This is a genomic window from Pseudomonas sp. Irchel s3a10 (assembly GCF_900187525.1).
Classification (GTDB): Bacteria; Pseudomonadota; Gammaproteobacteria; order Pseudomonadales; family Pseudomonadaceae; genus Aquipseudomonas; species Aquipseudomonas koreensis_G.
In genome coordinates, this window is the sequence record NZ_FYDR01000005.1 from 242772 (window position 1) to 268559 (window position 25788).

A 25788-nucleotide genomic window follows, 5' to 3' on the forward strand; every position below is an offset into this window, starting at 1 on the left:
ACATATCCAGTGACTGATACACCGCCTTCGCGAGCAAGCCCGCTCCCACAGGTACTGTGTGGTGCTTAGATCTGCTCAGCCCACAGGTCGTATTCGTCAGCGTCAGTCACCTTGCACCAGACCTTGTCGCCCGGCTTGAGGTTGCTGCCGTTGTCGATGAACACGTTGCCGTCGATTTCCGGGGCATCGAAGAAGCAGCGGCCGACGGCGCCTTGCTCGTCGACTTCGTCCACCAGCACTTCGATCTCGCGGCCGATGCGCATTTGCAGGCGTGCCGAGCTGATCGCCTGCTGGTGCGCCATGAAGCGCTCCCAACGCTCCTGCTTGACGTCGTCCGGCACCACTTCCAGGTTCAGATCATTGGCCGGGGCGCCATCTACCGGCGAATACTGGAAGCAGCCGACGCGGTCGAGCTGGGCTTCGGTCAGCCAGTTCAGCAGGTACTGGAAGTCTTCTTCGGTTTCGCCCGGGAAGCCGACGATGAAGGTCGAACGGATGATCAGATCCGGGCAGATCTCGCGCCAGTTCTTGATCCGCGCTAGGGTCTTGTCTTCGAACGCCGGGCGTTTCATCGACTTCAGCACTTTCGGGCTGGCGTGCTGGAACGGGATGTCCAGGTACGGCAGGATCTTGCCGGCGGCCATCAGCGGGATCAACTCGTCAACGTGCGGGTACGGGTAAACGTAGTGCAGACGGACCCAGACACCCAAGGTGCTCAGCGCTTCGCAGAGTTCGGTCATGCGGGTTTTCACCGGCGCGCCGTTCCAGAAACCGGTGCGGTACTTCACGTCGACGCCGTAGGCGCTGGTGTCCTGCGAAATCACCAGCAGCTCTTTGACGCCGGACTTGACCAGGCGCTGAGCTTCGTCAAGCACGTCGCCGACAGGACGGCTGACCAGTTTGCCGCGCATCGACGGGATGATGCAGAAGCTGCAGCTGTGGTTGCAGCCTTCGGAAATCTTCAGGTACGCGTAGTGACGCGGGGTCAGCTTGATGCCTTGCGGCGGTACCAGGTCGATCAGCGGGTTGTGATCCTGACGCGGCGGCACCACTTCGTGCACGGCGTTGACCACTTGTTCGTACTGCTGCGGACCGGTCACGGCCAGCACGCTCGGGTGGACGTCGCGGATGTTGCCTTCTTCCACGCCCATGCAACCGGTGACGATCACCTTGCCGTTTTCCTTGATCGCTTCACCGATCACTTCCAGCGACTCAGCCTTGGCCGAGTCGATGAAACCACAGGTGTTGACCACCACCACGTCGGCGTCCTGGTAGGTGGACACCACGTCATAGCCTTCCATGCGCAGCTGGGTCAGGATGCGCTCGGAGTCGACCAGTGCTTTCGGGCAACCCAGAGATACGAAGCCAACCTTTGGATTGGCCGGCGCAGGAGTGGTGGACATGTCTAACCTCGGTATTTTGTGACGTCGCTTGCCGTGTGGGAAAACCGACGGATGGGCGCTTAGGGCGCGCCTCTGATCAAAAAGTGCGCAATTCTAGCGATGAGTAACGCACTTGACCAGCTTTATGCAGGGAAATACGACGAGTGCTGCGCTATGCTTCGCGCCGTTGAGCTTTACCGATTTTTTACAGTCAACAAAACGTCTGTAACAACAGGTAAAACAGCGCATGCTGCATCACAAAGCATAGTGCTTCATCAAAGAAGCCGGTTCGAGAATCAGGAGTGTTGGATGGGTCAGGCAAGTAGTCAGGCGGCGGGCGCCGAGCATTCGGCTGCAAAACCGCTGAGCATGCTGGTCGCGGCAGTCGGGGTGGTTTACGGCGACATCGGCACGAGCCCGTTGTACACCCTCAAAGAAGTTTTCGCTGGTCACTACGGGGTGCCAGTCAACCACGACGGGGTCTTCGGGATTCTGGCGTTGATTTTCTGGTCGTTGATCTGGGTGGTCACGATCAAGTACGTGTTGTTCGTACTGCGCGCCGACAACCAGGGGGAAGGCGGGATCATGGCGCTGACTGCCCTGGCGCGACGTGCATCGAGTCGCTACCCGAAGCTGCAGGCGGTACTGGTGATTCTGGGGCTGATCGGAGCAGCGCTGTTTTATGGCGACAGCATGATCACCCCGGCGATTTCCGTGTTGTCGGCGGTTGAAGGTCTGGAGCTGGCATTCGACGGCCTGGAGCGCTGGGTGGTGCCGATGGCGCTGGTGGTGCTTGTCGCACTGTTCCTGATCCAGAAACACGGCACCGATCGCATCGGCAAGCTGTTTGGCCCGGTGATGGTGGCGTGGTTCCTGGTGCTGGGCGGCCTGGGTATCAGCGGGATCGTCAGACACCCTGAAGTGTTGAATGCACTGAACCCGATCTGGGGCGTGCGCTTCTTCATCGTGCACCCGGGCATGGGCGTGGCGATTCTCGGCGCGGTGGTGCTGGCATTGACCGGCGCCGAAGCGCTTTACGCCGACATGGGCCACTTCGGGCGCAAGCCGATTGCCCGCGCATGGTTGGTTCTGGTGCTGCCGGCGCTGGTGCTGAACTACTTCGGTCAGGGCGCATTGCTGCTGGAAAACCCGGAAGCGGCACGTAACCCGTTCTACCTGTTGGCGCCGAACTGGGCACTGGTGCCGCTGGTGATGCTGGCAACCCTGGCCACGGTGATCGCTTCGCAAGCGGTAATTTCCGGTGCGTTCTCGTTGACCCGTCAAGCCATTCAACTCGGCTACATCCCGCGCATGCACATTCAGCACACGTCCAGTGCCGAACAGGGGCAGATCTACATTGGCGCGGTGAATTGGGCGCTGATGGTTGGAGTGATCCTGCTGGTGATCGGTTTCGAATCCTCCGGTGCACTGGCGTCTGCCTACGGCGTGGCGGTCACTGGCACCATGCTGATCACCAGTATTCTGGTGGCGGCGGTGATCCTGCTGCTGTGGAAATGGCCACCGCTGCTGGCGGTGCCGATTCTGCTCGGGTTCCTGTTGGTCGATGGTTTGTTCTTTGCTGCCAACGTACCGAAGATCATCCAGGGCGGTGCCTTCCCGGTGTTGGCGGGTATTGTGCTGTTTGTCCTGATGACCACCTGGAAGCGCGGTAAGGAGCTGCTGGTCGATCGTCTCGACGAAGGCGCGCTGCCGCTGCCGATCTTCATCAGCAGCATCCGCGTGCAACCGCCGCACCGTGTGCAGGGCACTGCGGTGTTCCTCACCGCGCGCTCCGACGCGGTGCCGCACGCGCTGCTGCACAACTTGCTACACAACCAGGTACTGCATGAGCAAGTGGTGCTGCTGACTGTGGTCTACGAAGACATCCCGCGCGTGCCGCCATCGCGTCGCTTCGAAGTCGAGGCCCACGGCGAAGGCTTCTTCCGGGTGATCCTGCACTTCGGCTTCACCGACGAGCCGGACGTGCCGCAGGCACTGAAACTGTGCCACCTGGATGAACTGGACTTCAGCCCGATGCGCACTACCTATTTCCTCAGCCGCGAAACGGTAATCGCCTCGAAACTCGAAGGCATGGCCCGCTGGCGCGAGGCGCTGTTTGCGTTCATGTTGAAGAATGCCAACGGCAACTTGCGGTTCTTCAATCTGCCGCTCAACCGGGTGATTGAGTTGGGGACGCAGGTCGAGATGTAGCCGCGCCCTAACTGGAAAGCCCTCGTCAGCTTCAAGGCTGGCGGGGGCTTTTTTGTGCTTCACATAAACCTCTAACCCACTGCAAATCCCCTGTGGGAGCGAGCTTGCTCGCGAAGGCCGAGTGTCAGTCGAGACATGTGGTGGCTGATCCACCGCATTCGCGAGCAAGCTCGCTCCCACAAGGATTCTGTGGTGTCAGTGGCTTTCAGGCAATTCTTCTTCAGATTCAGTCTTCGTCCGCGCAGGTCGCGGCATCAGCGCTTGGATCACGTCATCAATCAAGGCTTTGCCCATCACCGTCAGGTAATGCGCAGCCCAGGCGTGGTGCTGAATGGGTCAGCGACGTCCAGAGAGTATCCCGTCGAAAAACAGCGCAATAGAGCGGCACAGCGCCCAGATACGAGTTTCGGAGTTTGCCTACAAGGTCTGTGGGCGTCATCCGATATTGCGAGACTGGAAGTAAACGATACTAAACTTCTGACACGAACTGGCGTGTGCAAATGAGCGAGACGCGTATGACGGAATCATCGGAACAAGAAAAGCAGGAGGATCTCGAGAGCCTTCGGATTGAAGCGCAAGCTATGGAGCGATTGATCAACTTCGATCCGGCTCAAGCGATCAGCCATGACTATATGCGGGCAAGATACGCTTGCCAGGACTAACGATTATTTGGGTCCAGCGTAATTCCCGAGTGGGAGCGGGCTTGCTCGCGAAAGCGGAGTGTCGGTCGACGAATAGGCTGACTGATAAACCGTATTCGCGAGCAAGCCCGCTCCCACAGGGGATTTGGGATGTTCCCGAGAATGGGGTGATCCCCTGGAATGTAAAAAGCCCCCGCAACTGCGAAGTTGCGGGGGCTTTTTGTTCTGCCGGCTCAGATCACTCTGCCGGCTGATCCTTGCTCTGACGCTTCTCGATCAACTCCACCAGGCGCTTGGCCAGCGCCGGGTAGTTCTCGTCGAAGTGGTGGCCGCCGGGCAGTTTCACCGCTTCACCGACTGCGGTCTTGTCGGTGCAGCCGCTCTCGTCGGTTTCTTCGGCGCCGTAGATACACACAACCTTGGCGGCGGGCAGCTTGGCCATTTCCGGGCCGGTGGCGGCTTCTTTGCCGGCGTTGCCGAGCCAGCCTTCGACTTCGATTTCGAAGCTGCCGGTGCGGGCGAAGGCCAGCAGGATGATGGCGTCGACGCGTTGCTGCTCGGTGTCCGGCAGGCGGTTGTAGATCGCCGGCAGGACGTCGGCACCGAACGAGTAACCGGTCAGGATGAAGCGCTTGGTGCCCCATTTCTGCCGGTAGTGCTGCATCAGTTCGGTCAGGTCCAGCGCGCTTTGCTCAGGGCTCTTGTGCTGCCAGTAGTAGCGCAGGGTGTCGATGCCGACCACTGGATAGCCGATCTTGGCCATCTCGCCTGCCACGTCGCGGTCGAGGTCGCGCCAGCCGCCGTCACCGGAGAGGAACAGGGTCACGGTGTCTTTGGCCTGACCGGCCGGCACTTCCACCACCGGGATTGCCAGACCGCCGTTGGCCTTGTCGCCGCCGACGAGGATCTTGCGCAGCTCGTTGTTCAGCACTTGCGGCAGGTTGATGTCGTAGTCGCTGATGCTGGTTTCGGCGTTCGGTTGATCGCGCACGAAACCGGCGCTGGTGTCGTCCGGGTTGTCGTTCCACGCCACCAGCCAGTGGCCATGCGCCGCGGATTTCGGCAGCAGGTGGGTGCAGCCGGGTTTTTCCAGCGCCAGGTCAACCGAGATCGCCTGGGCCTTGTCGTCCTTCTGCTCGGATAACCAGCGCCAGGCCAGCACGGCGCCAGGGCCGATACCGCTGACCAGTGTGGCCGGCCCATTCAGTTCGCGCAGGCCGGTTTGCAGGGCGCGGCTCTGTTGCAGGCAGTCCTTGGGCAGAATCACCTGAACGATCTGCGCCGAGGCGCTGCGGCTCAGGGTGCTCAGTTGGTTGTCGGTCAGCTTCTGGTCGTCATTGACCGCGACCAGCACCTGCGCCTTGGGCTGGGTGCCGGGAATGACACGGGTCATGACCGTGCCGTCGGCGGCCGTCAGTGGTTGCAGAGTCGGTTGCGGTGCCGGGCGTTTGAGGTACCAGTAACCGCCGCCGGCAATCACGGCCAGCACGATCAGTGCGGCCAGGATGTACTTCAGGGAGCGTTGAATCATCAGCGTTTCACCAATCCAGTCAAGCCGCCCGCGATCAGGGCAGCAGTATCGGCCAGCGCCACCAGCGGATCGAGTCCGGCGGGCACTGCCATATAACGGGGTTCCCAGTCAGGCTGGAACTTGTCTTTGAAGCGGCGCAAGCCTTGGAAGTTGTACAGTTGCTCACCACGGCGGAAGACCATCGAGCCCAGACGCTGGGTCAGCGGTGCACCACGCCGGGGTTGCAACCCCGACAACGGCACCATGCCCAGGCTGAAGCGCGCGTATCCGTGACTCTTATAGTGTTGAATCAGGCCGACCATCAGGAACTCCATGGTCAGCTTGGGGGCGTCCGGGTGCGAGCGCATCAGGTCGAGACTGGCCAGGTCATGGCTGTAAGTCTCGAGCAGGTTGGCGAACGCCACCGGGCGACCTTCGAAGCGAATCACCGCAATACGGAAATGCTTCAGGTAATCGTCGCTGAACCGACCGAGGGAGAAACCTTTCTCGCGCACGTTCTTGCCGGTCAGCCACGCATCGGAAATCACTTTCAGCTCGTCCATCGGCGCCTGGCCTGGCTCATGGATCTCCAGCGACAGACCGTCGCGGGTGCCACGGTTCCAGGTGTAGCGCAGGTCCTTCATCTCTTTGCCCTTGGCTTCCAGGTCAAAGCGCTGCAGATCGACCCGGGCTTCTTCGCCGAGCTTGATCGCGGTCAGGCCGATGTCCATGTAGTACGGCAGATTTTCCGCACGTACCTGATAGAACACCGGACGGGCGTGATGGATGTCGCACAGGTCGCGGAACTGCCAGATCATCTCGGCGCGTTGCTGGCTTGGGCCGATCGGGTCGTACAGTGCCACCAGGCTGCGGCCACGGCGGGCGTACATCAGGAAGGCTTCGTCGTTCTGGTGAAACAGCAACGCCTTGTCACCGGTTAACGCGAGGCCACCATCGGGTTGCGACGAGGCCATCAGGATTTTCGCGGCGCGATCCAGTTCGTCCGGGGTCGGCAGGTGGATTACCGGGCGCGCGGTACGCAGCAGCCAAGTCAGGGCGATCACCAGCAACAGCACGGCGGCGCCGAGCAACGAACGCAGGCCGCGCGGGGCGTCAGCATCGAGGGTGAACTGCCACCACAGTTGATGGCTGTAAGGCACGTCCTGGTAGGCGAACAGCAGCAACCAGGTCGAAGCGCCCAGGACGCAGAGGCTGGCCACCAGATATAGCGGCGAGAACGGCAGTTCGGTCAGGCGACTCGGGCGATAGAACGAACGGCGGAACACCCCGAGCAGCGCGGCGGTGAGCGTCATCAGCGTGGCTTCTTCCCAGTCGAAGCCTTTGAGCAGCGAGAGCAGCGCGCCGACCAGCAACAGAATGGTGGTGAGCATCCACGCCGCTGACAGGCGACGGCGCAGGCCCTGTGCGAGCAGCAGACACAGCACGCCGATCAGGCTGGCGCCGAAGTGCGAGGCGTCGACCAGGCGATGCGGGATCAGGAAACCGATGTGTTCAAGACGCGTGTCGATCTCCGGGGTGGCACCGGAAAACAGCAGCACCACGCCGGACAGGAACACCAGCACCGCCAGAATCGGCGCGGCCAGACCGGATGCGGCGCGCATGGTCTGGGTCTGGAACAGGCGCTGGCCTTCGTTGATCAGCAAAAACAGGCAGGCCACCAGCAGCGGCAGCACCACATAGATCAGGCGATAGAGCAGCAGGGCGGCGGCCAGCGGCGCGGCACCGAGGGTGTCGGCAAACGCGGCGAGCAGGATCGCTTCGAAGACCCCGACACCCCCCGGCACATGGCTGAGGACGCCGGCGGCCAGGGCCAGCAGGTACACCAGCAGGAACGCGCCGAACGGCGGGGCTTCCGGCAGCAGCAGATAAAGCACGGTGGCGGCTGCGGCGACGTCGAGGGCAGTGATGATCAATTGCAGGAAGGTCAGGCGTCGGCCCGGCAGGCGCAATGTCCGGCGACCGGCCCTGACCAACAGGTTGTCGCGGTACGGTTGCTCCGGCAGGCGGCGGCGATAGATGCCGATCGCCAGAATCGCGCCCAGACCCAGCACCACCATGGCAATCGTGCCGAGCAAGCCTTCTGACAGGCCCAGTGCGGCGGAGGCAGCGGGCAGGTCGCTCAGGGTCGCGAGAGCCGCGAGCGGTGGCAGGGCGCAACCCAGCGACAGGCTGGCGAACAGCGTCATGTGCGCGACTTCGGAGGCGCCCAGCCCATGGCGTGCATATAAACGGTAGCGCACCGAGCCGCCAGACAGCAGCGACAGGCCGATGGCGTTGCCAATCGCAAACGCGGTGAAGCCGCCCAGCGCCAGAGTACGCGGCGGCAGTGTCACGCCAGCATAGCGGCTGGCCGACCATTCATAGCCGAGCAATATGATGAAGCCGACCACCGTTGCAGCCACTGCGCCGAGCAGGGCCGGTTTCGGCACCGCCAGGATCGAGTCATGCAGGGCATACAGATCGAGTTCGCTCAGCAGATGGCGGCAGGCAATCAGCGCAATGGCAAACAGCAGCAACGTGACTGCCAGACCGATCGGCTGACGGTACTTGCTTAACCGATCCAGCAAGCGCAGGCGCTCGGGTTTGATCGGATGTTCTGCTGTGACGGTGTCTTGTGGATCAGACGAGTTGGCGCGCATCAATCACCTCTTGGATTGTGCGCGACAGGATGGAGGTATCCAGCCAAGTTACCAATCCCTGTAGAAAAAAATAATCACAAAATACTACGCCTCTCATCCGGGATCGGCGAGGGCGGGTCATGGATTGCAGACGTCTTGCCTGCGACTCAAGCATAGTCGCAACTCGGTCGGTCTGATGGTCCTGAGCGTTTCACTGCAGCGTGACAGATCATTGTTGCGAAAGGACTTTTTCCACAGATACAAAAAAGGCCACTCTTTCGAGTAGCCTTTTTTGATGTTTGGTTGCGGGAGCCGGATTTGAACCGACGACCTTCGGGTTATGAGCCCGACGAGCTACCAGACTGCTCCATCCCGCGTCTGTGTGGCGGCATTCTACAGGCGAACGGCGAGGTGTCAACCGCTAATCCCGTAAAGGGTCAAATAAGTGTGAATTTGCGTCAAACGGTCGCAGCGGGGCGGTAAGTTTCGGAAATGCAAAGACTTCCTGTTCGCTCAGGTGCGCTTGGCACAGTGACTCATTGGTAAAACAGGCGCGCACAAAAAAGGCCACTCTTTCGAGTAGCCTTTTTTGATGTTTGGTTGCGGGAGCCGGATTTGAACCGACGACCTTCGGGTTATGAGCCCGACGAGCTACCAGACTGCTCCATCCCGCGTCTGTGTGTCGGCATTCTACAGAGGATCGTCGGGCTGTCAACCTTGAATCTGGATAAATCTGTTCCTGTTCAATCGGTTAGCGCTTTTTGCGGTGTGGACGAATGGAGCGCAGGGCAGATAGGGCAAGGCTTTCAGCTCTATCGAGCGGTGATTTTCGATTGAGAAAATAAATTCATGGTTGTTTTCCTACAGTCTGAAAAGAACCTTCAGACCACTGGTGCTATATACAGGTGTCAGTGAGATACTGCGGATCCGGCTCGCCATGTTTCCTTTTCCGTCATGACCCAGCGAAAAATCATCCACGTCGACTGTGACTGTTTCTACGCCGCCATCGAGATGCGCGACGACCCGAACCTGGCTGGTAAACCACTGGCGGTGGGCGGGTCGGCGGATCGGCGTGGGGTGATTGCCACCTGCAACTATGAGGCGCGGGCGTACGGCGTGCGTTCGGCGATGTCATCCGGGCATGCATTGAAGCTGTGCCCCCACCTGACCATCGTCAAGCCGCGCATGGATGCCTATCGCGAAGCCTCGAAGGAAATCCATACGATTTTTCGCGATTACACCGACCTGATCGAGCCACTGTCGCTGGACGAGGCCTATCTCGATGTTTCCGACAGCGCGCATTTTGGCGGCAGCGCCACGCGCATCGCGCAGGATATCCGGCGGCGGGTCTCCAATCAGTTGCACATTACTGTGTCTGCCGGCGTAGCCCCGAACAAGTTTCTGGCCAAGATCGCCAGTGACTGGAAGAAACCCAACGGGCTGTTCGTCATTACCCCGGATCAGGTCGAGGATTTTGTCAGTGGCTTGCCGGTGAGCAAGTTGCACGGCGTCGGCAAAGTCACTGCCGACAAACTGGGCAAGTTCGGCATCGTCGATTGCCTGCAACTGCGCGAGTGGGACAAGTTGGCGCTGGTGCGTGAATTCGGCAGTTTCGGTGAGCGACTGTGGAGTCTGGCCCGTGGGATTGATGACCGGCTGGTGCACAACGACAGTCGCCGTCAGTCAATCAGTGTGGAAAATACCTACGACGTCGATCTGCCGGATCTGCGCAGTTGCCTCGACAAACTGCCGGAGCTGCTCGAAACCCTGAAAACCCGCATGGCGCGGATCGACAGCAGTTATCGACCGGGCAAGCCGTTCGTCAAAGTGAAGTTTCATGACTTTACCCAGACCACACTGGAACAGGCCGGGGCAGGGCGTGATCTGGGCAGTTATCAGTTGATGCTGACGCAGGCGTTCAACCGGGGCGGGAAACCGGTGCGGTTGTTGGGGGTAGGGGTGAGGCTGGAGGATTTGCGCGGCGGGTTTGAGCAGATGGAGTTGTTTGAGCGCTAATGCCTGTGGTGTTGCTGATGCCGCTTTCGCGAGCAAGCCCGCTCCCACCTTTGATCGAGTTCCTTCAATGGAATGCAATCACTGTGGGAGCGGGCTTGCTCGCGAAGCTTTTCAGGCTTAATTCGGTCCCGGATCTGCCACCAGACGCCCCGCATCCTTGGTCAGCGACTTGAGAAACTCAGCCTGCAACTCCGGATCATTACGTGTCAGTTCGATCAGGCTTTGCTCCAGCTCGCTGGCTTCTTCTTCCAGACCCAGCTCCGACAGACGTTTGACCCGGTGGACCCATTGGCTCACTTCGTCGTCTTCCAGATCGTCGTAAATCAGCCCGTGCGCTTCCAGCAACTTGCTGCGCAAATGGCTGCTGATTGCCAGCGATGAATCGCTGTGCACGTCATCCTTGCCGTCTTCGACGCTGATCTGCAGTTTGCCGATATGGTTGAGGTCATTTTCGGCAAACGGACTGTCCAGAAGGTTCAGGCGCAGTACACCGTTGCGGTCGGTGGTCATGTCGAAGGTCTGCTTGCCGGCCTTGACCTGCACCGGGCGCTCACTCCATGGCAGGCTCGAATACTCCGTGCGCTTGTCGCGCTGGACTTCATCGATACCGGCCAGGTTCTGTTGCGCACGACCGTGAGACTGCACGTTCATGAACGGGTTGACCCCGGCAATGCCGTAGTTCAACCAGTCCTTGGTCACGCTGTCCGGCAGATTGCCCAAAGCGAACACGTTGACCACATTGGCGCCAATACCGGCGACCACAGCCACCGCGCCCAGCGGAATCTCGTAGATTTCGCGCCAGGGCTGGTAAGGCGTGTAGCGATCGTAGCGACGAGTGACTTCGAACTCGGTGACTTCGAAGGACTTCTGTTCGTTGATCTTCACGCGTCGTTGCGGCAGTTCGAGCACCTTAGGCTCACCGACATCGATCTGCAGGCTGTGATCGAGCAGTTTGCGCTCGACCCGCTCTTCGTGCTCGCTGCGCTGTGACATCTGATTGGCACAGCCGCTGACCAGCAGGGCGCCGCACAAGGCGGCGCCACCGAGGCCCAAGGTGTTTCGCTTGAACATGAGGTCTCTATCTGGATTCAGCGGCGGATACGGGCCTGAAGGAAGGACACCACGTCGGCGACCGGCAGCGCTTGCGCTTCGGCCTCGGTGCGGCTCTTGTATTCCAGGTTGCCTTCGGCGAGGCCGCGGTCGCTGACCACGATCCGGTGAGGAATGCCGATCAGCTCCATGTCCGCGAACTTGATGCCCGGGCTGGTTTTCTTGTCGCGATCGTCCAGCAGCACTTCGAAACCGGCCGCAGTCAGTTCTGCGTACAGTTTGTCGGTGGCTTCGCGCACCTGCTCGGTTTCATAACGCAGCGGCACCAAGGCGATCTGGAACGGCGCCAGGGTGTCGCTCCAGATGATGCCTTTCTCGTCGTTGTTCTGCTCGATGGCGGCAGCGACCACGCGGGATACGCCGATACCGTAGCAACCCATTTCCAGGGTGACCGGCTTGCCGTTCTCGCCCAGCACTTCGCACTTCATCGCCTTGCTGTACTTGTTGCCCAGCTGGAAGATGTGTCCGACTTCGATGCCGCGTTTTATTTCCAGGGTGCCTTTGCCGTCCGGGCTTGGGTCACCGGCGACCACGTTACGCAGGTCGGCGACGGTCGGAACTGGCAGGTCACGCTCCCAGTTCACGCCGAAGTAGTGCTTGTCGTCGATGTTCGCACCGATGCCGAAGTCGCTCATCAGCTCGACCGAACGGTCGATGATGATCGGCAGCGGCAGGTTCAGCGGGCCGAGCGAGCCGGCGCCGGCGCCAATGGCGTCACGCAGCTCGGCATCGGAAGCCATCACCAGCGGGCTGGCAACGCCTGGCTGGTTGGCGGCCTTGATTTCGTTCAGTTCGTGGTCGCCACGGATGATCAGGGCAATCAGCTTGCCTTCTTCTTCGGCGTGGACGATCAGGGTCTTGATGGTCTTTTCAATCGGCAGATTGAATTTTTCCACCAGCGCGGCAATGGTCTTGGTATCTGGGGTATCGACCAGACGCAGCTCTTCGGCCGGCGCTGGACGCGAGGTTTCGCGTGGCACGGCTTCGGCTTTCTCGATGTTCGCCGCGTAGTCGGAACCGTTGCTGAAGACGATATCGTCTTCGCCGGACTCGGCCAGTACGTGGAATTCGTGGGAGCCCGCGCCACCGATCGAGCCGTTGTCGGCTTCAACCGGGCGGAACTTCAGGCCCAGACGGGTGAACACGTTGCAGTAAGCCTCGTGCATGCGGTCATAGGTGACCTGCAGCGAAGCCTGATCGGCGTGGAACGAGTAGGCGTCCTTCATGATGAATTCGCGGCCGCGCATCAAACCGAAGCGTGGGCGGATTTCGTCACGGAATTTGGTCTGGATCTGGTACAGGTTGATCGGCAGCTGCTTGTAGCTGCTCAACTCGTTGCGCATCAGATCAGTGATCACTTCTTCGTGGGTCGGGCCCGCGCAGAAATCGCGACCATGGCGGTCTTTGATGCGCAGCAGCTCAGGGCCGTATTCTTCCCAGCGCCCCGATTCCTGCCACAGCTCGGCCGGTTGGGTGCTCGGCATCAACACTTCCAGAGAGCCGGCAGCGTTCATTTCTTCACGAACGATGGCTTCAACCTTGCGCATTACCCGCAAGCCCATCGGCAGCCAGGTGTACAGGCCCGAAGCGAGTTTGCGGATCATGCCGGCGCGCAGCATCAGCTGGTGGCTGACGACGACCGCATCGGAAGGCGTTTCTTTCTGTGTGGCGAGCAAAAATTGACTGGTGCGCATGGTTGGCCGTTGTCGGTTGCTATGACTGGAAATGACGGAGCAGTGTACCGGCGAGATTTGCCGACGTACAGGATTGCGCTCGGCGGTGAGGCTCGACGGCGGGAATCCTCCCGCCGTCGCTGAAATGTCCTACGACTCTTCGACGACGGAGGTCGGTGCAGGCTCGGGCGTTGGCGTCGGGCCCGCGCGGCGGTTTTCCTGGAACCAGTGCAGGGCAATCAACAGCAGCGTCGGCACGCCGAGCAGCGCGGTTATCAAGAAGAAGTTGTGGTAGCCGAACTTCTCGACCATTACCCCGGAATAACCGCCCATCAGGCGCGGCAGCAACAGCATGATCGAACTGAGCAGGGCGTACTGGGTGGCCGAGAACTTGAGGTTGGTCAGGCTCGACAGGTAGGCGACGAACGCCGAGGTCGCGAGGCCGGAACTGAAGTTGTCGAGGGAGATGGTCACCACCAGCATCTGCAGGTTCGGGCCCATGTCCGCCAGCATCACGAACAGCAGGTTGGTCGCCGCCGAAGCCGCGCCACCGATGAACAGGATCGGCAAGATGCCGAAGCGCACGATCAGCAGGCCGCCCATGCCGGCGCCGACCAAGGTCATGATCAGGCCAAAGATCTTGCTGACGCTGGCGATCTGATCCTTGGTGAAGCCCTGGTCGATGTAGAACACGTTGGCCATCACGCCCATCACCGTGTCGGACATGCGGTAGGTGGCGATCAGCCCGAGCAGCAGCAACGCCTGCCAGCGGTAACGCAGGATGAAGTCGTTAACCGGGGTCAGTACCGGCGCCAGGCCGCGACGGCCCATGGTCGACAGGCACAGACCGGTGAGCAGGGTATAGAGGATCGCGCGCAGGAAGGCGCGGTCTTCGAGCAGCAGGTCGAGCGGACTCATCTGACCGAACAGTACGCTGGCGAAATCAGTGTTGTAGAGCTGGGTAAACATCGCCGGAACCGACACCAGCAGCACGATCAGCACGAATACCGAGGCCAGTTGATGCACGAAGCTGTAGCGGCCAGCCTGCAGCTGCGTGCGCAGGGGCACTGGCGGTTCGCGCATCAGCAGCGACGTCAGCAGGGCAGGGACCATCAACACGCCGAACAGCGCGTAGGTGCCGGTCCAGGCCGAATGTTTGTAGTTGAAGCCGGTGGAGCCGAAGCCTTCAGCGAAGAACAGTGCACCGGCCGTGGCCAACAGGGCGGCAACGCGATAGCCGGACATGTAACTGGCGGCCAGCGCGGCCTGGCGGCTGTCGTCGGCGATCTCCAGGCGATAGGCGTCGACCGCGATGTCTTGGGTAGCGGAGGCGAAGGCGACAACGACGGCAATGGCGATCAGCCAGGACAGGTGTTTCTGCGGATCACAGAAACCCATGCCGATCAGGCCCAGAATCACCAGGGTTTGCGAGAGCACCAGCCATGATCGGCGGCGGCCAAGTTTGCCCAATAAAGGCAAGCGCCATTGGTCGAGCAGCGGTGACCAGACCCATTTGAACGCGTAGGCCAGGCCGATCAGGCTGGCGTAGCCGATGGTTTCACGGGCAACGCCGGCTTCCCGCAGCCAGACGGACAGCGTCGAAAACACCAGCATGTACGGCAGGCCGGCAGCAAAACCGAGCAACAACAGCACGAGCGTCGAAGGACTGGCATAGGCGGCGAGCGCGGCGCGCCAGGTTTTACGGGGCATGGGCTGAAGTCTGCCTCAAGATTGCGAAAACAAAGCGCGCACTCTAACCGCTGTGCTCTATCGGACGCCAGCCATGGCGCCGAATATCCACACGATTGTTCAGGACGGTGACGCCTTCAGAACGCAATCGTGCCCGTTGCTCGTCCCCAGAAGGGCTGCCCGGCGGCAGGCTGATCCGACCACCGGCGCCCACCACCCGGTGCCATGGCAACCGGGTATCGCCGGGTAACTGGCTCAAGGTGCGGCCAACCCAGCGGGCGGCACGCCCCAGTCCCGCGAGGTCAGCCAGTTGACCATAGCTGACCACCTTGCCCTCAGGCACCTGGGCAAGGGTGGAATAAAGCGCCGTGCGTCGGATTTGCGCTTCACTTTCATCGGGAGGGTTCGGCTCTTTCACCTGCGCGGTTCCTGAACAATAGACGTATCGATGGGCTCAAGCGTAATCGCTGGTTGGCCAGATGAGAAATGAACTCAATGGAAATCGTTCGGTCAGTCCTTGTCAGGGTCTTATTCCCACGGATAATGCCGACCTTTTTCGCAAACTTGAGCCCTCGATCTGCTTATGTTGTCCAGAACCTTGCTGTGCCTTGCTGTTTTCAGTGCGTCCACGCCCTTGCTTGCCGACACCGTCTGGTTGAAGAACGGTGACAAATTGAGCGGCAAGATCTCCCTTTTCGATGGCGGCAAATTGTTGATCCAGACCCAGTACGCGGGTGCGGTCACCATCGACTGGAAAGAGGTCAAGACCCTGGAGAGTGATCAGGAGCTACTGGTCAAGCAGGATGCCTACTCCGGCGAGAAGGCCAAGTCGTTGAGCGCCGCCGATGACGGCAAGGTCACCCTGGCCAACGGCGAGGCGCCAAAAACCGTCGAGCTGGCGAGCATCCAGCAGATTCTCAAACCCAAACCGGTGGTCGAGGATCTGGTGTGGAAGGGCAACGTCGATCTGGCGCTGGATTATCAGCGTGCGGAAAAGGATACCGACGACTACGACATCGGCTTCAAGACTACGGCGCGTCACGGGCGCTGGCGGCACATCGCCGAAGGCGAATACAACCGCGAAGTGCAGGATGAAGTGACCACCACTGACAACTGGCGCGCCGAGTACTCCCTTGATCGCTTCCTGACCGATCAGTGGTTCTGGCAGGGGCGTCTGAACTACAAGCGCGATCATATCGAAGAGCTCTCGCGCCAGCGCGTAGTCGGTACCGGTCCGGGCTATCAGTTCTGGGATGACGAATTGGGGGCGTTCTCGTTGGGTTCGTTGCTGAACCGCACCGACTACGAATACAGCGATGGCAGCAAGGATAACTTCTATTCCGTCGCCATGAAGTGGGACTACAACCGCTACCTGATCGGCAAGAAGGTTGAGTTCTTCACCAACGGCGAAGTCGGCAAGCCATTGTCCGGTGTCGCGGACTATGCGCTGGATGCCGAAATGGGCCTGCGCTACAAGGTTACCGAGTGGGCTTCGCTGAACCTCAAGGCTGAGCGAGACATCATCAGCGGCACCAACGACGCGGATTTGAACAAGACCCGTTATACCGCAGGGTTTGGCGTGGCCTGGTAAGGCGAAGTAAAAAAAAGCAGCCGCGAGGCTGCTTTTTTTTGGCCGCGAAAAACACGCGCCCACAAAAAAGCCCCGCTTTTGAGGGCGGGGCTCTTTTCTAAAGAAGCTACAAGTTAGATAACTTGTACTTCTTCAGCTTGCATGCCTTTCTGACCGCGGGTAGCGATGAAAGAAACCTGTTGGCCTTCTTTCAGGCTTTTGAAGCCGTCGGATTGGATAGCTTTGAAGTGAACGAACAGGTCGTCACCGGATTGTGGAGTGATGAAGCCGAAGCCTTTTTCATCGTTGAACCACTTAACGGTACCGGTTTGGCGATTAGACATGGTGTAACTCCTTGAACAAAGATAACTGCGACTCAGGAAGAACCCTGGCCGAGACTGAGTGCAAAGAGCAGGAAAAATTCTTGTAGATGGTTGGATCGAAATTCAACATATCGTGTAGAGATTCTCAGTGACACAAGCAACACAGTGGCGCCACCTTAACCCTTTTTCCGGAACGTGCCAATGTTTCTTGCGAAGGTTTCTCTGTTTTAGGGATCGGCGGTGTGACGGTTCGTCGCCAGAGCCTGTATTTCCAGCGTGTTCGGCGAGAATTGCAGCGCGGACTTTGAACGCGGCGGCGCGCCCGGTAAGATGCCGGACAGATTTTTTCCACCTCGCTATTCAGGACACCCGCCATGAGCATCAAATCGGACAAGTGGATTCGCCGCATGGCGCAGGAACAGGGCATGATCGAGCCGTTCGTCGAGCGCCAGGTGCGCGGCAGCGACGACAGCCGTGTGATCTCCTACGGTGTGTCGAGCTACGGCTACGATGTGCGCTGCACCAATCATTTCAAGGTGTTCACCAACATCAATTCGGCGATCGTCGATCCGAAGAACTTCGATGCCGGCAGCTTTGTCGACATCCACAGCGACGTCTGCATCATCCCGCCGAACTCCTTCGCCCTGGCCAGCACCGTCGAATACTTCCGCATTCCGCGCAATGTATTGACCATCTGCCTGGGTAAAAGCACCTACGCGCGCTGCGGCATCATCGTCAACGTCACCCCGCTCGAGCCTGAGTGGGAAGGCCACGTGACCCTGGAATTCTCCAACACCACCAACCTGCCGGCGAAAATCTATGCCAACGAAGGCGTGGCGCAGATGCTGTTCCTCGAATCCGACGAGCAATGCGAAGTTTCCTACAAGGATCGTGGCGGCAAATATCAGGGCCAGCGTGGCGTGACCCTGCCGCGTACCTGATCCATCCGGCGGTTCGCGGGAATTCTTTGGCGGGCAGACACTCTATGGGGTGTACTGCCCGTTTTTGCTTCTGGCAAAGCGGGCCTTCGCCGAGGAGGTTGCATGAAGATCGATCCGCATATCACCGCCGAACTGGCAAGGCTTGAGCCCAATCAGATTGGCGTTTTGGCCTGGTCATTGTTGGCACACCCGGCTTTCCACATGGCTGGCGGCATTCCCGGTCAGCCTGATCCCGATACCCCCAACGAACAACCGACCGAACCGGGCGAGCCGACGCTGCCGGACGAGCCGCCACCCGCGCCAGTGGCTTGAGCCGCTGCCCCATAATGGCCAGTCAGTCGAGGTTTGCCCAAGACCTCAGCTGACTGGCCATATTTCGTTGTCGCCGATGACGAAAATCCTGCACTGCGCATCTTTCTCGACCTGATAGCCACCGGTAAAGGCACCAAAGGCCGGCAGCAGGCTCAATCGCTCACCCAGTCGGAAACACGCCAGCCGCAAACGCTGGCGCCCCTTGCCGTTAAGCCGATAGACCGGATGCACGTGCCCGGCCAGCACATGCCGTTCGGGATGCGGGTAGGGTTCGTGTTGCAGGGCAAACGGCCCGAGCAGCAGCGGCTCCGGAACCACGCGGATATTCAGCGCCGGCGGTGGATCCCCGGCGCGTTTGTCGTGGTTGCCGCGAATCAGCGTCATCGGCAGATCCGCGTGCCGTGCACGCCATTCGGCCAAGGCATTGAGCGTGCCCGCCGCATGCGAACCGGGGCCGTGCAGAAAGTCACCGAGGAAAATCAGCTGCCGACAAGGCAGTCTCGCCAGCAAGCGGTCGAGCACTTCGATATTCGCCGCCGTGGTCCCCTGCGGCACTGGCTGGCCGAGGCTGCGGTACGCCGCGGCCTTGCCGAAATGCACATCGGCGATCAGCAGCGCTTGCTGCGCCGGCCAGTACAGGGCCTTTTCCGGCAGCAACCAGAGGTCTTCGCCGGCCAGCCGCACTGGATAGCCGCTGCTCATCAAGCGTTACCCTTGTCGGCGGATTTCTCCAGATCGCCGACCATGCGCCGGATGCGGTCAGCGAGTTTTTCCGAACTCATGCTTTCGCGCATGCGCTCCACCAGCAACGGAAAGCCTAACGGTGTAGGACGTTTGATCAGATGCATGTCCAGTTTCATCCGGTTGATCCGCTCCAATGTCTGTTCCAGACGACGAATATCCAGTTCTTCGCGCAGGACTTCTTCCCCGGCCTGGGCCAGCAGCAAGTTGTCAGCGTCGTATTGCTTGAACACTTCAAAGAATAATCCGCTGGACGCCTGCACCTGTCGGGTGCTTTTCGGCGCGCCGGGATAGCCGGCGAACACCAGCCCGGCGATCCGTGCGATCTCACGAAAGCGCCGCAGCGCCAGCTCTCCCGCATTGAGGCTGGCCAGCACGTCGCGCAGCAGATGCTCGGGGCTGAGCAGCGCCGCGTCGAATTGCCTGGACCAGTCGACTGGCGTGGCGCTGAGCAACTCCAGCCCGTAATCATTCACCGCAATCGAGAACGTCAGCGGCTGGCGCTGACTCGCGCGCCAGGCCAACAGGCTGGCGAGCCCCAGATGCACCTGGCGCCCGGCAAACGGGTAGAGGAAAAGGTGCCAGCCCTCGCGGGATTTCAGCACCTCCGCCAACAGACTGTCAGAGGTGGGCAGACCCGACCAGTGCGCCTGGGTTTGCAGCAACGGTTGCAGCGCGTGCATTTCCGGGCCGACGAACTCGCCCCGTGCTGCCGCCGTGAAGCGGCTGACCACGGCGGCGGCCAGTTCGTTGGAAAGTGGCATTCGCCCGCCATTCCAGCGCGGCACGGCGGCTTTTTTCGCGGTGCTGCGTTTGACGTACGCGGTCATGTTTTCCACCCGCACCAACTCCAGCAGGCGCCCGGCAAACAGAAAGCCATCGCCGGGTTTCAGCCGCGCGATAAAACCTTCCTCGACACTGCCCAACTGCTTGCCGCCGCCACCCTTGCTCCAGAATTTCAGATTGATGCTCGCGTCGCTGACGATGGTGCCGATGCTCATGCGATGACGACGCGCCAATCGCGCATCGGGTACCCGCCAGACACCGTGTTCGTCCGGTTCGACCCGGCGATAATCCGGATAGGCTGTCAGAGACAGCCCGCCGTGACGTACGAAAGCCAGCGCCCAGGCCCAATCTGCCAGTGTCAGATCACGATAAGCCCAGGCACCACGCACTTCTTCATACAGCTCTTCGGGAATAAAGCCACCGCCCAGCGCCATGCTGACCAGATGCTGCACCAGCACATCCAGCGGTTTGTGCGGCGACAGACGCGGTTCGATGAGTCGTTGCTCCACGGCGTCGCCTGCGGCGGCGGCCTCGATCAGTTCCAGGCTGTGTGTCGGCACCAGTGTCACTCGCGAGGTGCGCCCCGGCGCGTGACCGGAGCGCCCGGCCCGTTGCATCAGCCGCGCCACGCCTTTCGCCGAGCCGATTTGCAGCACCCGTTCCACCGGTAAAAAGTCCACGCCCAGATCCAGGCTCGAGGTGCAGACCACGGCTTTCAACTGCCCATCCTTCAACGCTTGCTCGACCCAGTCGCGGGTTTCGCGGGACAGTGAGCTGTGGTGCAACGCGATCAGCCCGGCCCAGTCCGGCCGCGCTTCGAGCAGCGCCTGATACCAGATTTCCGACTGCGCGCGGGTGTTGGTGAACACCAGGCTGCTGGCACAGGCGTCCAGTTCGGCAACAACCTGCGGCAGCATCTTCAGACCGATGTGCCCGGCCCACGGAAAACGCTCGATGGCCGGTGGGATCAAGGTGTCGACCTTGAGTGACTTTTCGCTCTGGCCCTGCACGCTGATGCCGCCACCCTGTGGGATCAGCACCTGTTCGGCGTGGGCCTGATTACCGAGGGTGGCGGACACGCCCCAGACGATCAGCTCGGGCTGCCAGTGGCGCAGGCGGGCGAGGGCCAGTTGCAGCTGTACGCCGCGTTTGTTGCCGAGCAGTTCGTGCCATTCATCGACGACGATCATCCGCAGGCTCGATAGCGCAGTCTTGGCGTCGGCGCGAGCGAGCAGCAGGGTCAGGCTTTCCGGGGTGGTAATCAGTGTGGTCGGCAGGCGCCGGCCCTGACGCGCGCGTTCGGCGCTGCTGGTGTCGCCGGTGCGCAGGCCGATGCTCCACGGAATCTGCAAATCGCTGACCGGCGCTTGCAAGGCGCGCGCGGTGTCGGCAGCGAGGGCACGCATCGGCGTGATCCACAGCACGGTCAGCGGTTCGGCAGGCGCTTTGCGTTTTTTGCTGTCTGCGACGCTGGGTTTGATGCGGGCGAAGCGATTGAGCGCTGCAAACCACACGGCGTAGGTTTTGCCGGCACCGGTGCTGGCGTGGAGCAACCCCGACTGACCTTGTTTGACGGCGGCCCACACCTGCTTTTGAAAGGCGAACGGCTTCCAGTTGCGTGCGCTGAACCAGAGTTTTGCGAGGTCGGTGGAGGTGGGCATACCGGCGGCGTGCGCTCTGAAGTTGTTCCTTCAGTGACCGCGCCGGTGAGGGACAAGTTTAATTTTGTGCGAGTACATACACCCTTGTGGGAGCGGGCTTGCTCGCGAAAGCGGTGGGTCAGTCAAAACAATGCTGACTGACCCACCGCTTTCGCGAGCAAGCCCGCTCCCACCGGTTTTATGTGCGCCAGTTACTTGAGGTTACCGCTGAGGAACTGCTTCAGCCGCTCGCTCTTCGGATTGCCCAGCACGTCTTCCGGCGCACCTTCTTCTTCCACCAGCCCCTGATGCAGGAACAACACCTGGCTGGAAACCTTGCGGGCAAAGCTCATTTCATGGGTCACCATGATCATCGTCCGGCCTTCCTCGGCCAGTCCCTGAATCACCCGCAGCACTTCACCTACCAGCTCCGGGTCGAGTGCCGAGGTCGGTTCGTCGAACAGCATCACTTCCGGCTCCATCGCCAGTGCCCGGGCGATCGCCACCCGCTGTTGCTGGCCGCCGGAGAGAAACGCCGGGTACTGATCGGCAACCCGCGCCGGCAGACCAACCTTGTCCAGATAGCGGCGGGCGCGGTCTTCGGCTTCCTGCTTGCTGCAACCCAGCACCCGGCGCGGGGCCATGGTGATGTTTTCCAGCACGGTCATGTGGCTCCACAGGTTGAAGTGCTGGAACACCATCGCCAGCCGCGTGCGCAGGCGTTGCAGTTCATTCGGGTCGGCGACGTGCATGCCATGGCGGTCGGTGACCATGCGGATCGCCTGGCCATCGAGGCTCATGGCGCCGTCGTTGGGTTGTTCGAGGAAGTTGATGCAGCGCAGGAAGGTGCTTTTGCCCGAGCCGCTGGCGCCGATCAGACTGATCACGTCGCCGGTTTTGGCCTTGAGCGAAACGCCTTTGAGTACCTGATGGTCGCCGTAGCTTTTGTGCAGGCCTTCAACGGTCAATTTGTACATGGGACAGACATCCTCAAGGCGAAAGTAGGTAGCCGCTGCGGTAGGCTTCGGCGCCCGCCACGTGGGCGATCACCATGCCGGCAGTGGCCATGCGTCGCAGCGAGCGGGCGTACATGAGGCCGGCAGCGGTGCAGCAAATGGGGGTGACCCGATCACTGATCGGGTCGATGATTTCGGCAATCTGTTGCCCGGCTTGCAGGTATTGCCCGGCTTGCGCGGTGTACACCAGCAGGCCGCCGACCGCAGTGGTGACCGGCTCGACACCGGCCAGCGGTGTGGCGGGGAACGGCAAGGGCGGCTGCGGCCGGGTTTCGCCGACGATCGCGTCGAACTGGATCAGGTAATCGATCAAGGCCTGGCAGTCACGACTGGCCATTGGGTGATTGACGTCACCCTGGCCGCGCAATTCCACGGTCACCGAAAAGCTGCCCAGCGGAATCTCGACGTGTTCGCCAAAGCGTTCCTTCAATTGCCACCACAACAGGGTGAAGCATTCGTCGAACGACTGGCCGCCGGAATCGGTGGCCAGCAGGCTGGCCTGGGCTTCGATGTAGCGCGCCAGGGGTTCGACCTGCGGCCACGCTTCGGGCGTGGTGTAGAGGTGAACCACCGATTCGAAGTCACAGTGCAAGTCGAGCACCATGTCCGCGTCGCAGGCCAGCCGTTGCAGGGTCAGACGCTGGGATTGCAGTTGCGTGCTGGCGGTCTGGCGGGCGAGGGCGTCGCGCAGATGTGTGCGGATCAGTTCGAGGTTGTGTTGCGGATCGTCGTTCAGCTTGCCTTCGATGGCGTTGCCGATCTCTTCACTGAGATCGACGAACCAGCGGTTGAAGTTCTGCCCGCTCTCCAGTTCGTAGCGGCCCAGCGGCACGTCCATCAGCACTTGTTCGAGGCCGACCGGGTTGGCCACCGGCACCAACACGATTTGGCTGCGCAGGCGCCCGGCGGCTTCCAGCTCCGCCAGACGCTGCTTGAGGTGCCAGGCCACGAGCATGCCGGGTAATTCATCGGCGTGCAGCGAGGACTGAATGTAGACCTTGCCTTTGGCCTGCTCCGGGCCGAAGTGGAAGCTGTGGATCTGTCGTGCGGTCCCCGGCAGCGGGGCCAGCAAGTCATGAATCAGGTGGCGCATTTTTTATCTCTTTATTCCTGAGATGGGCCTAGTGAGTCGGCCCGAGGAAGGCCAGCCATCGGCGTTCGGCAAGGCGGAACAGGCCGACCAGCGCAAAGGTGATGGTCAGGTAGATCAGCGCGGCGATACCGAACGACTGGAAGGTCAGAAAGGTCGCCGAGTTGGCGTCCCGCGCAACTTTCAGGATGTCGGGGATGGTCGCGGTGAAGGCTACAGTGGTCGAGTGCAGCATCAGGATCACTTCGTTGCTGTAATACGGCAGCGAACGCCGTAAGGCTGAAGGCATGATCACGTAGGCATACAGCTTCCAGCCAGTCAGGCCGTAGGCTTTGGCCGCTTCGACTTCGCCGTGGTTCATGCTGCGGATCGCCCCGGCAAAAATCTCCGTGGTGTAGGCGCAGGTGTTCAGGGCGAACGCGAGGATCGTGCAGTTCATCGCATCGCGAAAGAAACTGTCGAGCAGTGGCTGCGCGCGCACGGCGGCCAGGCTGTAAATACCCGTGTAGCAAATCAGCAACTGGATATACAGCGGCGTGCCGCGGAACAGGTAGGTGTAGAACTGCACCGGCCAGCGCACATAGAAATGCGCGGAAACCCGGGCAATCGACAACGGGATCGACACCAGAAAGCCGATGAAGATCGAAGCGCTGAGCAGCCACAGGGTCATCGCCAGACCGGTGATGTTGGTGCCGTCGGTATAAAGGAAGGGTTTCCAGTATTCCTGCAGAAGTTCGATCATCGTACGGCCTCCCGTGCGCCGGCGGCGTAACGGCGCTCGAGCCAGCGCAGGATGACGTTCGAAGCACTGGTGATCAGCAGATAGATCAAGGCGGCGAGTACCAGAAAGTAGAACAGTTGATAGGTGCTTTTACCGGCGTCCTGCGCGGCTTTGACCAGATCGGCCAGGCCGATGATCGAGACCAGCGCGGTGGCCTTGAGCATCACCATCCAGTTGTTTCCGATGCCCGGCAGGGCGAAGCGCATCATTTGCGGGAACACCACGAAGCGAAAGCGCTGGCCGCGCTTGAGGCCATAGGCGGTGGCGGCTTCGACCTGACCGCGCGGCACGGCAAGGATCGCCCCGCGGAAGGTTTCAGTGAAGTACGCGCCATAAATGAAGCCCAGAGTCAGCACCCCGGCACTGAACGGGTCGATCTCGATGTATTCCCATTCCATGTAGTCGGTGAGCGACGTCAGCCAGGTTTGCAGGCTGTAGAAGATCAGCAGCATCAGCACCAGATCCGGCACCCCGCGAATTAGCGTGGTGTAGAGCTGGGCGGGCAGACGCAGCAGTTTGACTTTTGACAGCTTGGCACTGGCGCCGAGCAGGCCGAGCAACACGGCCACCAGCAGCGACATCGCCGATAATTTGATGGTCATCCAGGTGCCTTGCAACAGCAACGGGCCGAAACCCTGAAGGCTGAACGCGGAGAGCCCCAGATTTTGTAAGAGGTTTTCGAACATAAATCAGCAACCTGAGCGGATGGAAAAGGCGCCCATCGAGGATGGGCGCCGGGGCATTATTTGCCGCTGTACAGATTCAGATCGCCAAAGTGTTTCTTTTGAATCTCGGCGTATTTGCCGTCGTCGTGTAACGCTTTGATACCTTTATCTAAAAGCGCTTTCAGCTCAGTGTTACCTTTCTTGATACCGACAGCGGTTTTGGCCGGCAGCAATTCGCTGTCGACTGGCTTGCTGACTTCGTAGCCTTCGCCTTTTGGCGACTTCAGGAAGCCCAGTTCGGCTTGCAGCATGTCCTGAATGGCGGCATCGAGACGACCGGAAGTCAGGTCGGAGTAAACCTGGTCCTGATTCTGATAGGCCTGAGTCTTCACGCCAGCCTTGTCCAGCACGGCTTTGGCGTAGGCTTCCTGAATGGTGCCTTGCTCGTAGCCCACGGTTTTGCCCTTGAGGGACGCGACGTCTTCGCTCAGGCCGGAACCCTTTTTGAACACATAAGCGGTCGGGCCGGAGAACAGTTCGCTGGAGAAGTCGATGACTTTCTCGCGGGCCGGGGTCACGGTCATCGACGAGATCACACCGTCGAATTTATTGGCCTTGAGGCCCGGAATCATGCCGTCGAAATCGCTTTCGACCCATTTGCACTTGACCTTCAGCTCGGCGCAGATCGCGTTGCCCAGGTCGATGTCGAAGCCCACCAGGCTGCCGTCGGCCGCTTTCGACTCGAACGGTGCGTAGGAAGGATCAACGCCAAAACGCAGCTCTTTGTATTCCTTGGCCAGCGCGGAGCCGGCGGCCATGCACAACGCCAGTGCAGAAAGGGTCAGCAATGCTTTTTTCATTATTCAATCCCTAAGAACCAATATGAGCGCTTGTGGCGCAGAATTATTGTTACTGGAACGCGTACGACCTATAGAAAGTAGCAATTTCCGAACCAGAGTCCCGAACAAGTGTTTTAAAAGGTGGCGGGAGGGGGCGGCGAGAGGGATTGGTGCACGGGAATGGGCGGCTGTGGAAGGCTGCACCATGTTGGG

21 protein-coding genes, 2 tRNA genes and 1 pseudogene are annotated in these 25788 nt (G+C 60.5%); 6 read left to right on the plus strand and 18 right to left on the minus strand.

Going from position 1 to position 25788, the window contains the following annotated elements; genetic code table 11:
* Window positions 1–65: 65 nt before the first annotated feature.
* Complete coding sequence (gene rimO / locus CKW11_RS16915; RefSeq protein WP_095138419.1) at window positions 66–1403, minus strand: 30S ribosomal protein S12 methylthiotransferase RimO; 1338 nt, start codon at window positions 1401–1403, stop codon at window positions 66–68.
* Window positions 1404–1751: 348 nt separating this feature from the next.
* Between rimO and CKW11_RS16920 the strand changes: the two genes are divergently transcribed.
* A complete protein-coding gene (locus tag CKW11_RS16920) occupies window positions 1752–3593 on the plus strand; it encodes a potassium transporter Kup (protein WP_371917882.1) in 1842 nt (613 codons plus the stop codon).
* 195 nt (window positions 3594–3788) lie between these two features.
* Here CKW11_RS16920 and CKW11_RS16925 read toward each other — a convergent pair.
* Window positions 3789–3917: pseudogene (locus CKW11_RS16925) on the minus strand (DUF3077 domain-containing protein); the annotation flags it as partial.
* A 176-nt stretch (window positions 3918–4093) separates the two neighbouring features.
* Between CKW11_RS16925 and CKW11_RS28660 the strand changes: the two are divergent.
* Complete coding sequence (locus CKW11_RS28660) at window positions 4094–4255, plus strand: hypothetical protein (RefSeq protein WP_177440008.1); 162 nt, start codon at window positions 4094–4096, stop codon at window positions 4253–4255.
* A gap of 217 nt (window positions 4256–4472) precedes the next feature.
* On the opposite strand, the gene CKW11_RS16930 is transcribed toward CKW11_RS28660, so the two are convergent.
* From CKW11_RS16930 to CKW11_RS16945, 4 genes are all read right to left on the minus strand, one after another.
* Complete coding sequence (locus CKW11_RS16930) at window positions 4473–5765, minus strand: virulence factor family protein (RefSeq protein WP_095138421.1); 1293 nt, start codon at window positions 5763–5765, stop codon at window positions 4473–4475.
* Window positions 5765–8404 (minus strand): bifunctional lysylphosphatidylglycerol flippase/synthetase MprF, encoded by a 2640-nt coding sequence (gene mprF / locus CKW11_RS16935; RefSeq protein ID WP_095138422.1) that lies wholly within the window; start codon window positions 8402–8404, stop codon window positions 5765–5767. The genes CKW11_RS16930 and mprF overlap by 1 nt, the downstream gene beginning before the upstream one ends.
* A 279-nt stretch (window positions 8405–8683) precedes the next feature.
* A tRNA-Met gene (locus tag CKW11_RS16940) sits at window positions 8684–8760 on the minus strand.
* 220 nt (window positions 8761–8980) lie between these two features.
* Window positions 8981–9057: transfer RNA gene (locus CKW11_RS16945), tRNA-Met, on the minus strand.
* A 280-nt stretch (window positions 9058–9337) separates the two neighbouring features.
* On the opposite strand from CKW11_RS16945, the gene dinB reads away from it, so the two are divergent.
* Window positions 9338–10399, plus strand: coding sequence for a DNA polymerase IV (dinB, locus tag CKW11_RS16950; protein WP_095138423.1), 1062 nt, complete (start codon window positions 9338–9340; stop codon window positions 10397–10399).
* 117 nt (window positions 10400–10516) lie between these two features.
* Here dinB and CKW11_RS16955 read toward each other — a convergent pair whose 3' ends face one another.
* The 4 genes from CKW11_RS16955 to CKW11_RS16970 form a co-directional block, all read right to left on the minus strand.
* Window positions 10517–11470: a hypothetical protein gene (locus CKW11_RS16955; protein WP_095138424.1), complete on the minus strand. Its 954-nt coding sequence runs from the start codon at window positions 11468–11470 to the stop codon at window positions 10517–10519.
* A gap of 17 nt (window positions 11471–11487) precedes the next feature.
* On the minus strand, window positions 11488–13203 hold the full coding sequence (locus tag CKW11_RS16960; protein ID WP_095138425.1) for a proline--tRNA ligase: 1716 nt from the start codon (window positions 13201–13203) through the stop codon (window positions 11488–11490).
* A gap of 129 nt (window positions 13204–13332) precedes the next feature.
* Window positions 13333–14892, minus strand: coding sequence for an AmpG family muropeptide MFS transporter (locus CKW11_RS16965; protein ID WP_095138426.1), 1560 nt, complete (start codon window positions 14890–14892; stop codon window positions 13333–13335).
* A 43-nt stretch (window positions 14893–14935) separates the two neighbouring features.
* Window positions 14936–15289, minus strand: coding sequence for an MGMT family protein (locus tag CKW11_RS16970; RefSeq protein ID WP_095138427.1), 354 nt, complete (start codon window positions 15287–15289; stop codon window positions 14936–14938).
* Between the two features lie 165 nt (window positions 15290–15454).
* On the opposite strand from CKW11_RS16970, the gene CKW11_RS16975 reads away from it, so the two are divergent.
* Window positions 15455–16462, plus strand: a complete 1008-nt coding sequence (locus tag CKW11_RS16975) for a DUF481 domain-containing protein (RefSeq protein ID WP_095138428.1) — start codon at window positions 15455–15457, stop codon at window positions 16460–16462.
* 113 nt (window positions 16463–16575) lie between these two features.
* Here CKW11_RS16975 and CKW11_RS16980 read toward each other — a convergent pair whose 3' ends face one another.
* Entirely contained in the window at window positions 16576–16785 is a 210-nt protein-coding gene (locus CKW11_RS16980) for a cold-shock protein (protein ID WP_002554837.1), read from the minus strand.
* Window positions 16786–17138: 353 nt separating this feature from the next.
* On the opposite strand from CKW11_RS16980, the gene dcd reads away from it, so the two are divergent.
* Complete coding sequence (gene dcd, locus CKW11_RS16985; protein ID WP_095138429.1) at window positions 17139–17705, plus strand: dCTP deaminase; 567 nt, start codon at window positions 17139–17141, stop codon at window positions 17703–17705.
* Window positions 17706–17807: 102 nt separating this feature from the next.
* The gene (locus tag CKW11_RS16990; protein ID WP_095138430.1) at window positions 17808–18017 is read left to right on the plus strand and encodes a hypothetical protein; all 210 of its coding nucleotides are present in this window, start codon (window positions 17808–17810) and stop codon (window positions 18015–18017) included.
* A 45-nt stretch (window positions 18018–18062) separates the two neighbouring features.
* On the opposite strand, the gene pdeM is transcribed toward CKW11_RS16990, so the two are convergent.
* From pdeM to CKW11_RS17025, 7 genes are all read right to left on the minus strand, one after another.
* Window positions 18063–18719, minus strand: coding sequence for a ligase-associated DNA damage response endonuclease PdeM (pdeM, locus tag CKW11_RS16995; protein WP_095138431.1), 657 nt, complete (start codon window positions 18717–18719; stop codon window positions 18063–18065).
* Window positions 18719–21205 (minus strand): ligase-associated DNA damage response DEXH box helicase, encoded by a 2487-nt coding sequence (locus CKW11_RS17000; RefSeq protein WP_095138432.1) that lies wholly within the window; start codon window positions 21203–21205, stop codon window positions 18719–18721. Before CKW11_RS17000 ends, pdeM begins: the two co-directional genes overlap by 1 nt.
* Before the next feature lie 191 nt (window positions 21206–21396).
* On the minus strand, window positions 21397–22161 hold the full coding sequence (locus CKW11_RS17005; protein WP_003222314.1) for an ABC transporter ATP-binding protein: 765 nt from the start codon (window positions 22159–22161) through the stop codon (window positions 21397–21399).
* Window positions 22162–22174: 13 nt separating this feature from the next.
* On the minus strand, window positions 22175–23293 hold the full coding sequence (locus tag CKW11_RS17010; protein WP_095138433.1) for a succinylglutamate desuccinylase/aspartoacylase family protein: 1119 nt from the start codon (window positions 23291–23293) through the stop codon (window positions 22175–22177).
* Window positions 23294–23321: 28 nt separating this feature from the next.
* Window positions 23322–24032, minus strand: coding sequence for an ABC transporter permease (locus CKW11_RS17015; protein ID WP_095138434.1), 711 nt, complete (start codon window positions 24030–24032; stop codon window positions 23322–23324).
* Window positions 24029–24757, minus strand: coding sequence for an ABC transporter permease (locus CKW11_RS17020; RefSeq protein ID WP_047601190.1), 729 nt, complete (start codon window positions 24755–24757; stop codon window positions 24029–24031). Before CKW11_RS17020 ends, CKW11_RS17015 begins: the two co-directional genes overlap by 4 nt.
* A 56-nt stretch (window positions 24758–24813) precedes the next feature.
* Window positions 24814–25596, minus strand: a complete 783-nt coding sequence (locus CKW11_RS17025) for a transporter substrate-binding domain-containing protein (protein ID WP_042557957.1) — start codon at window positions 25594–25596, stop codon at window positions 24814–24816.
* Window positions 25597–25788: the final 192 nt, after the last annotated feature.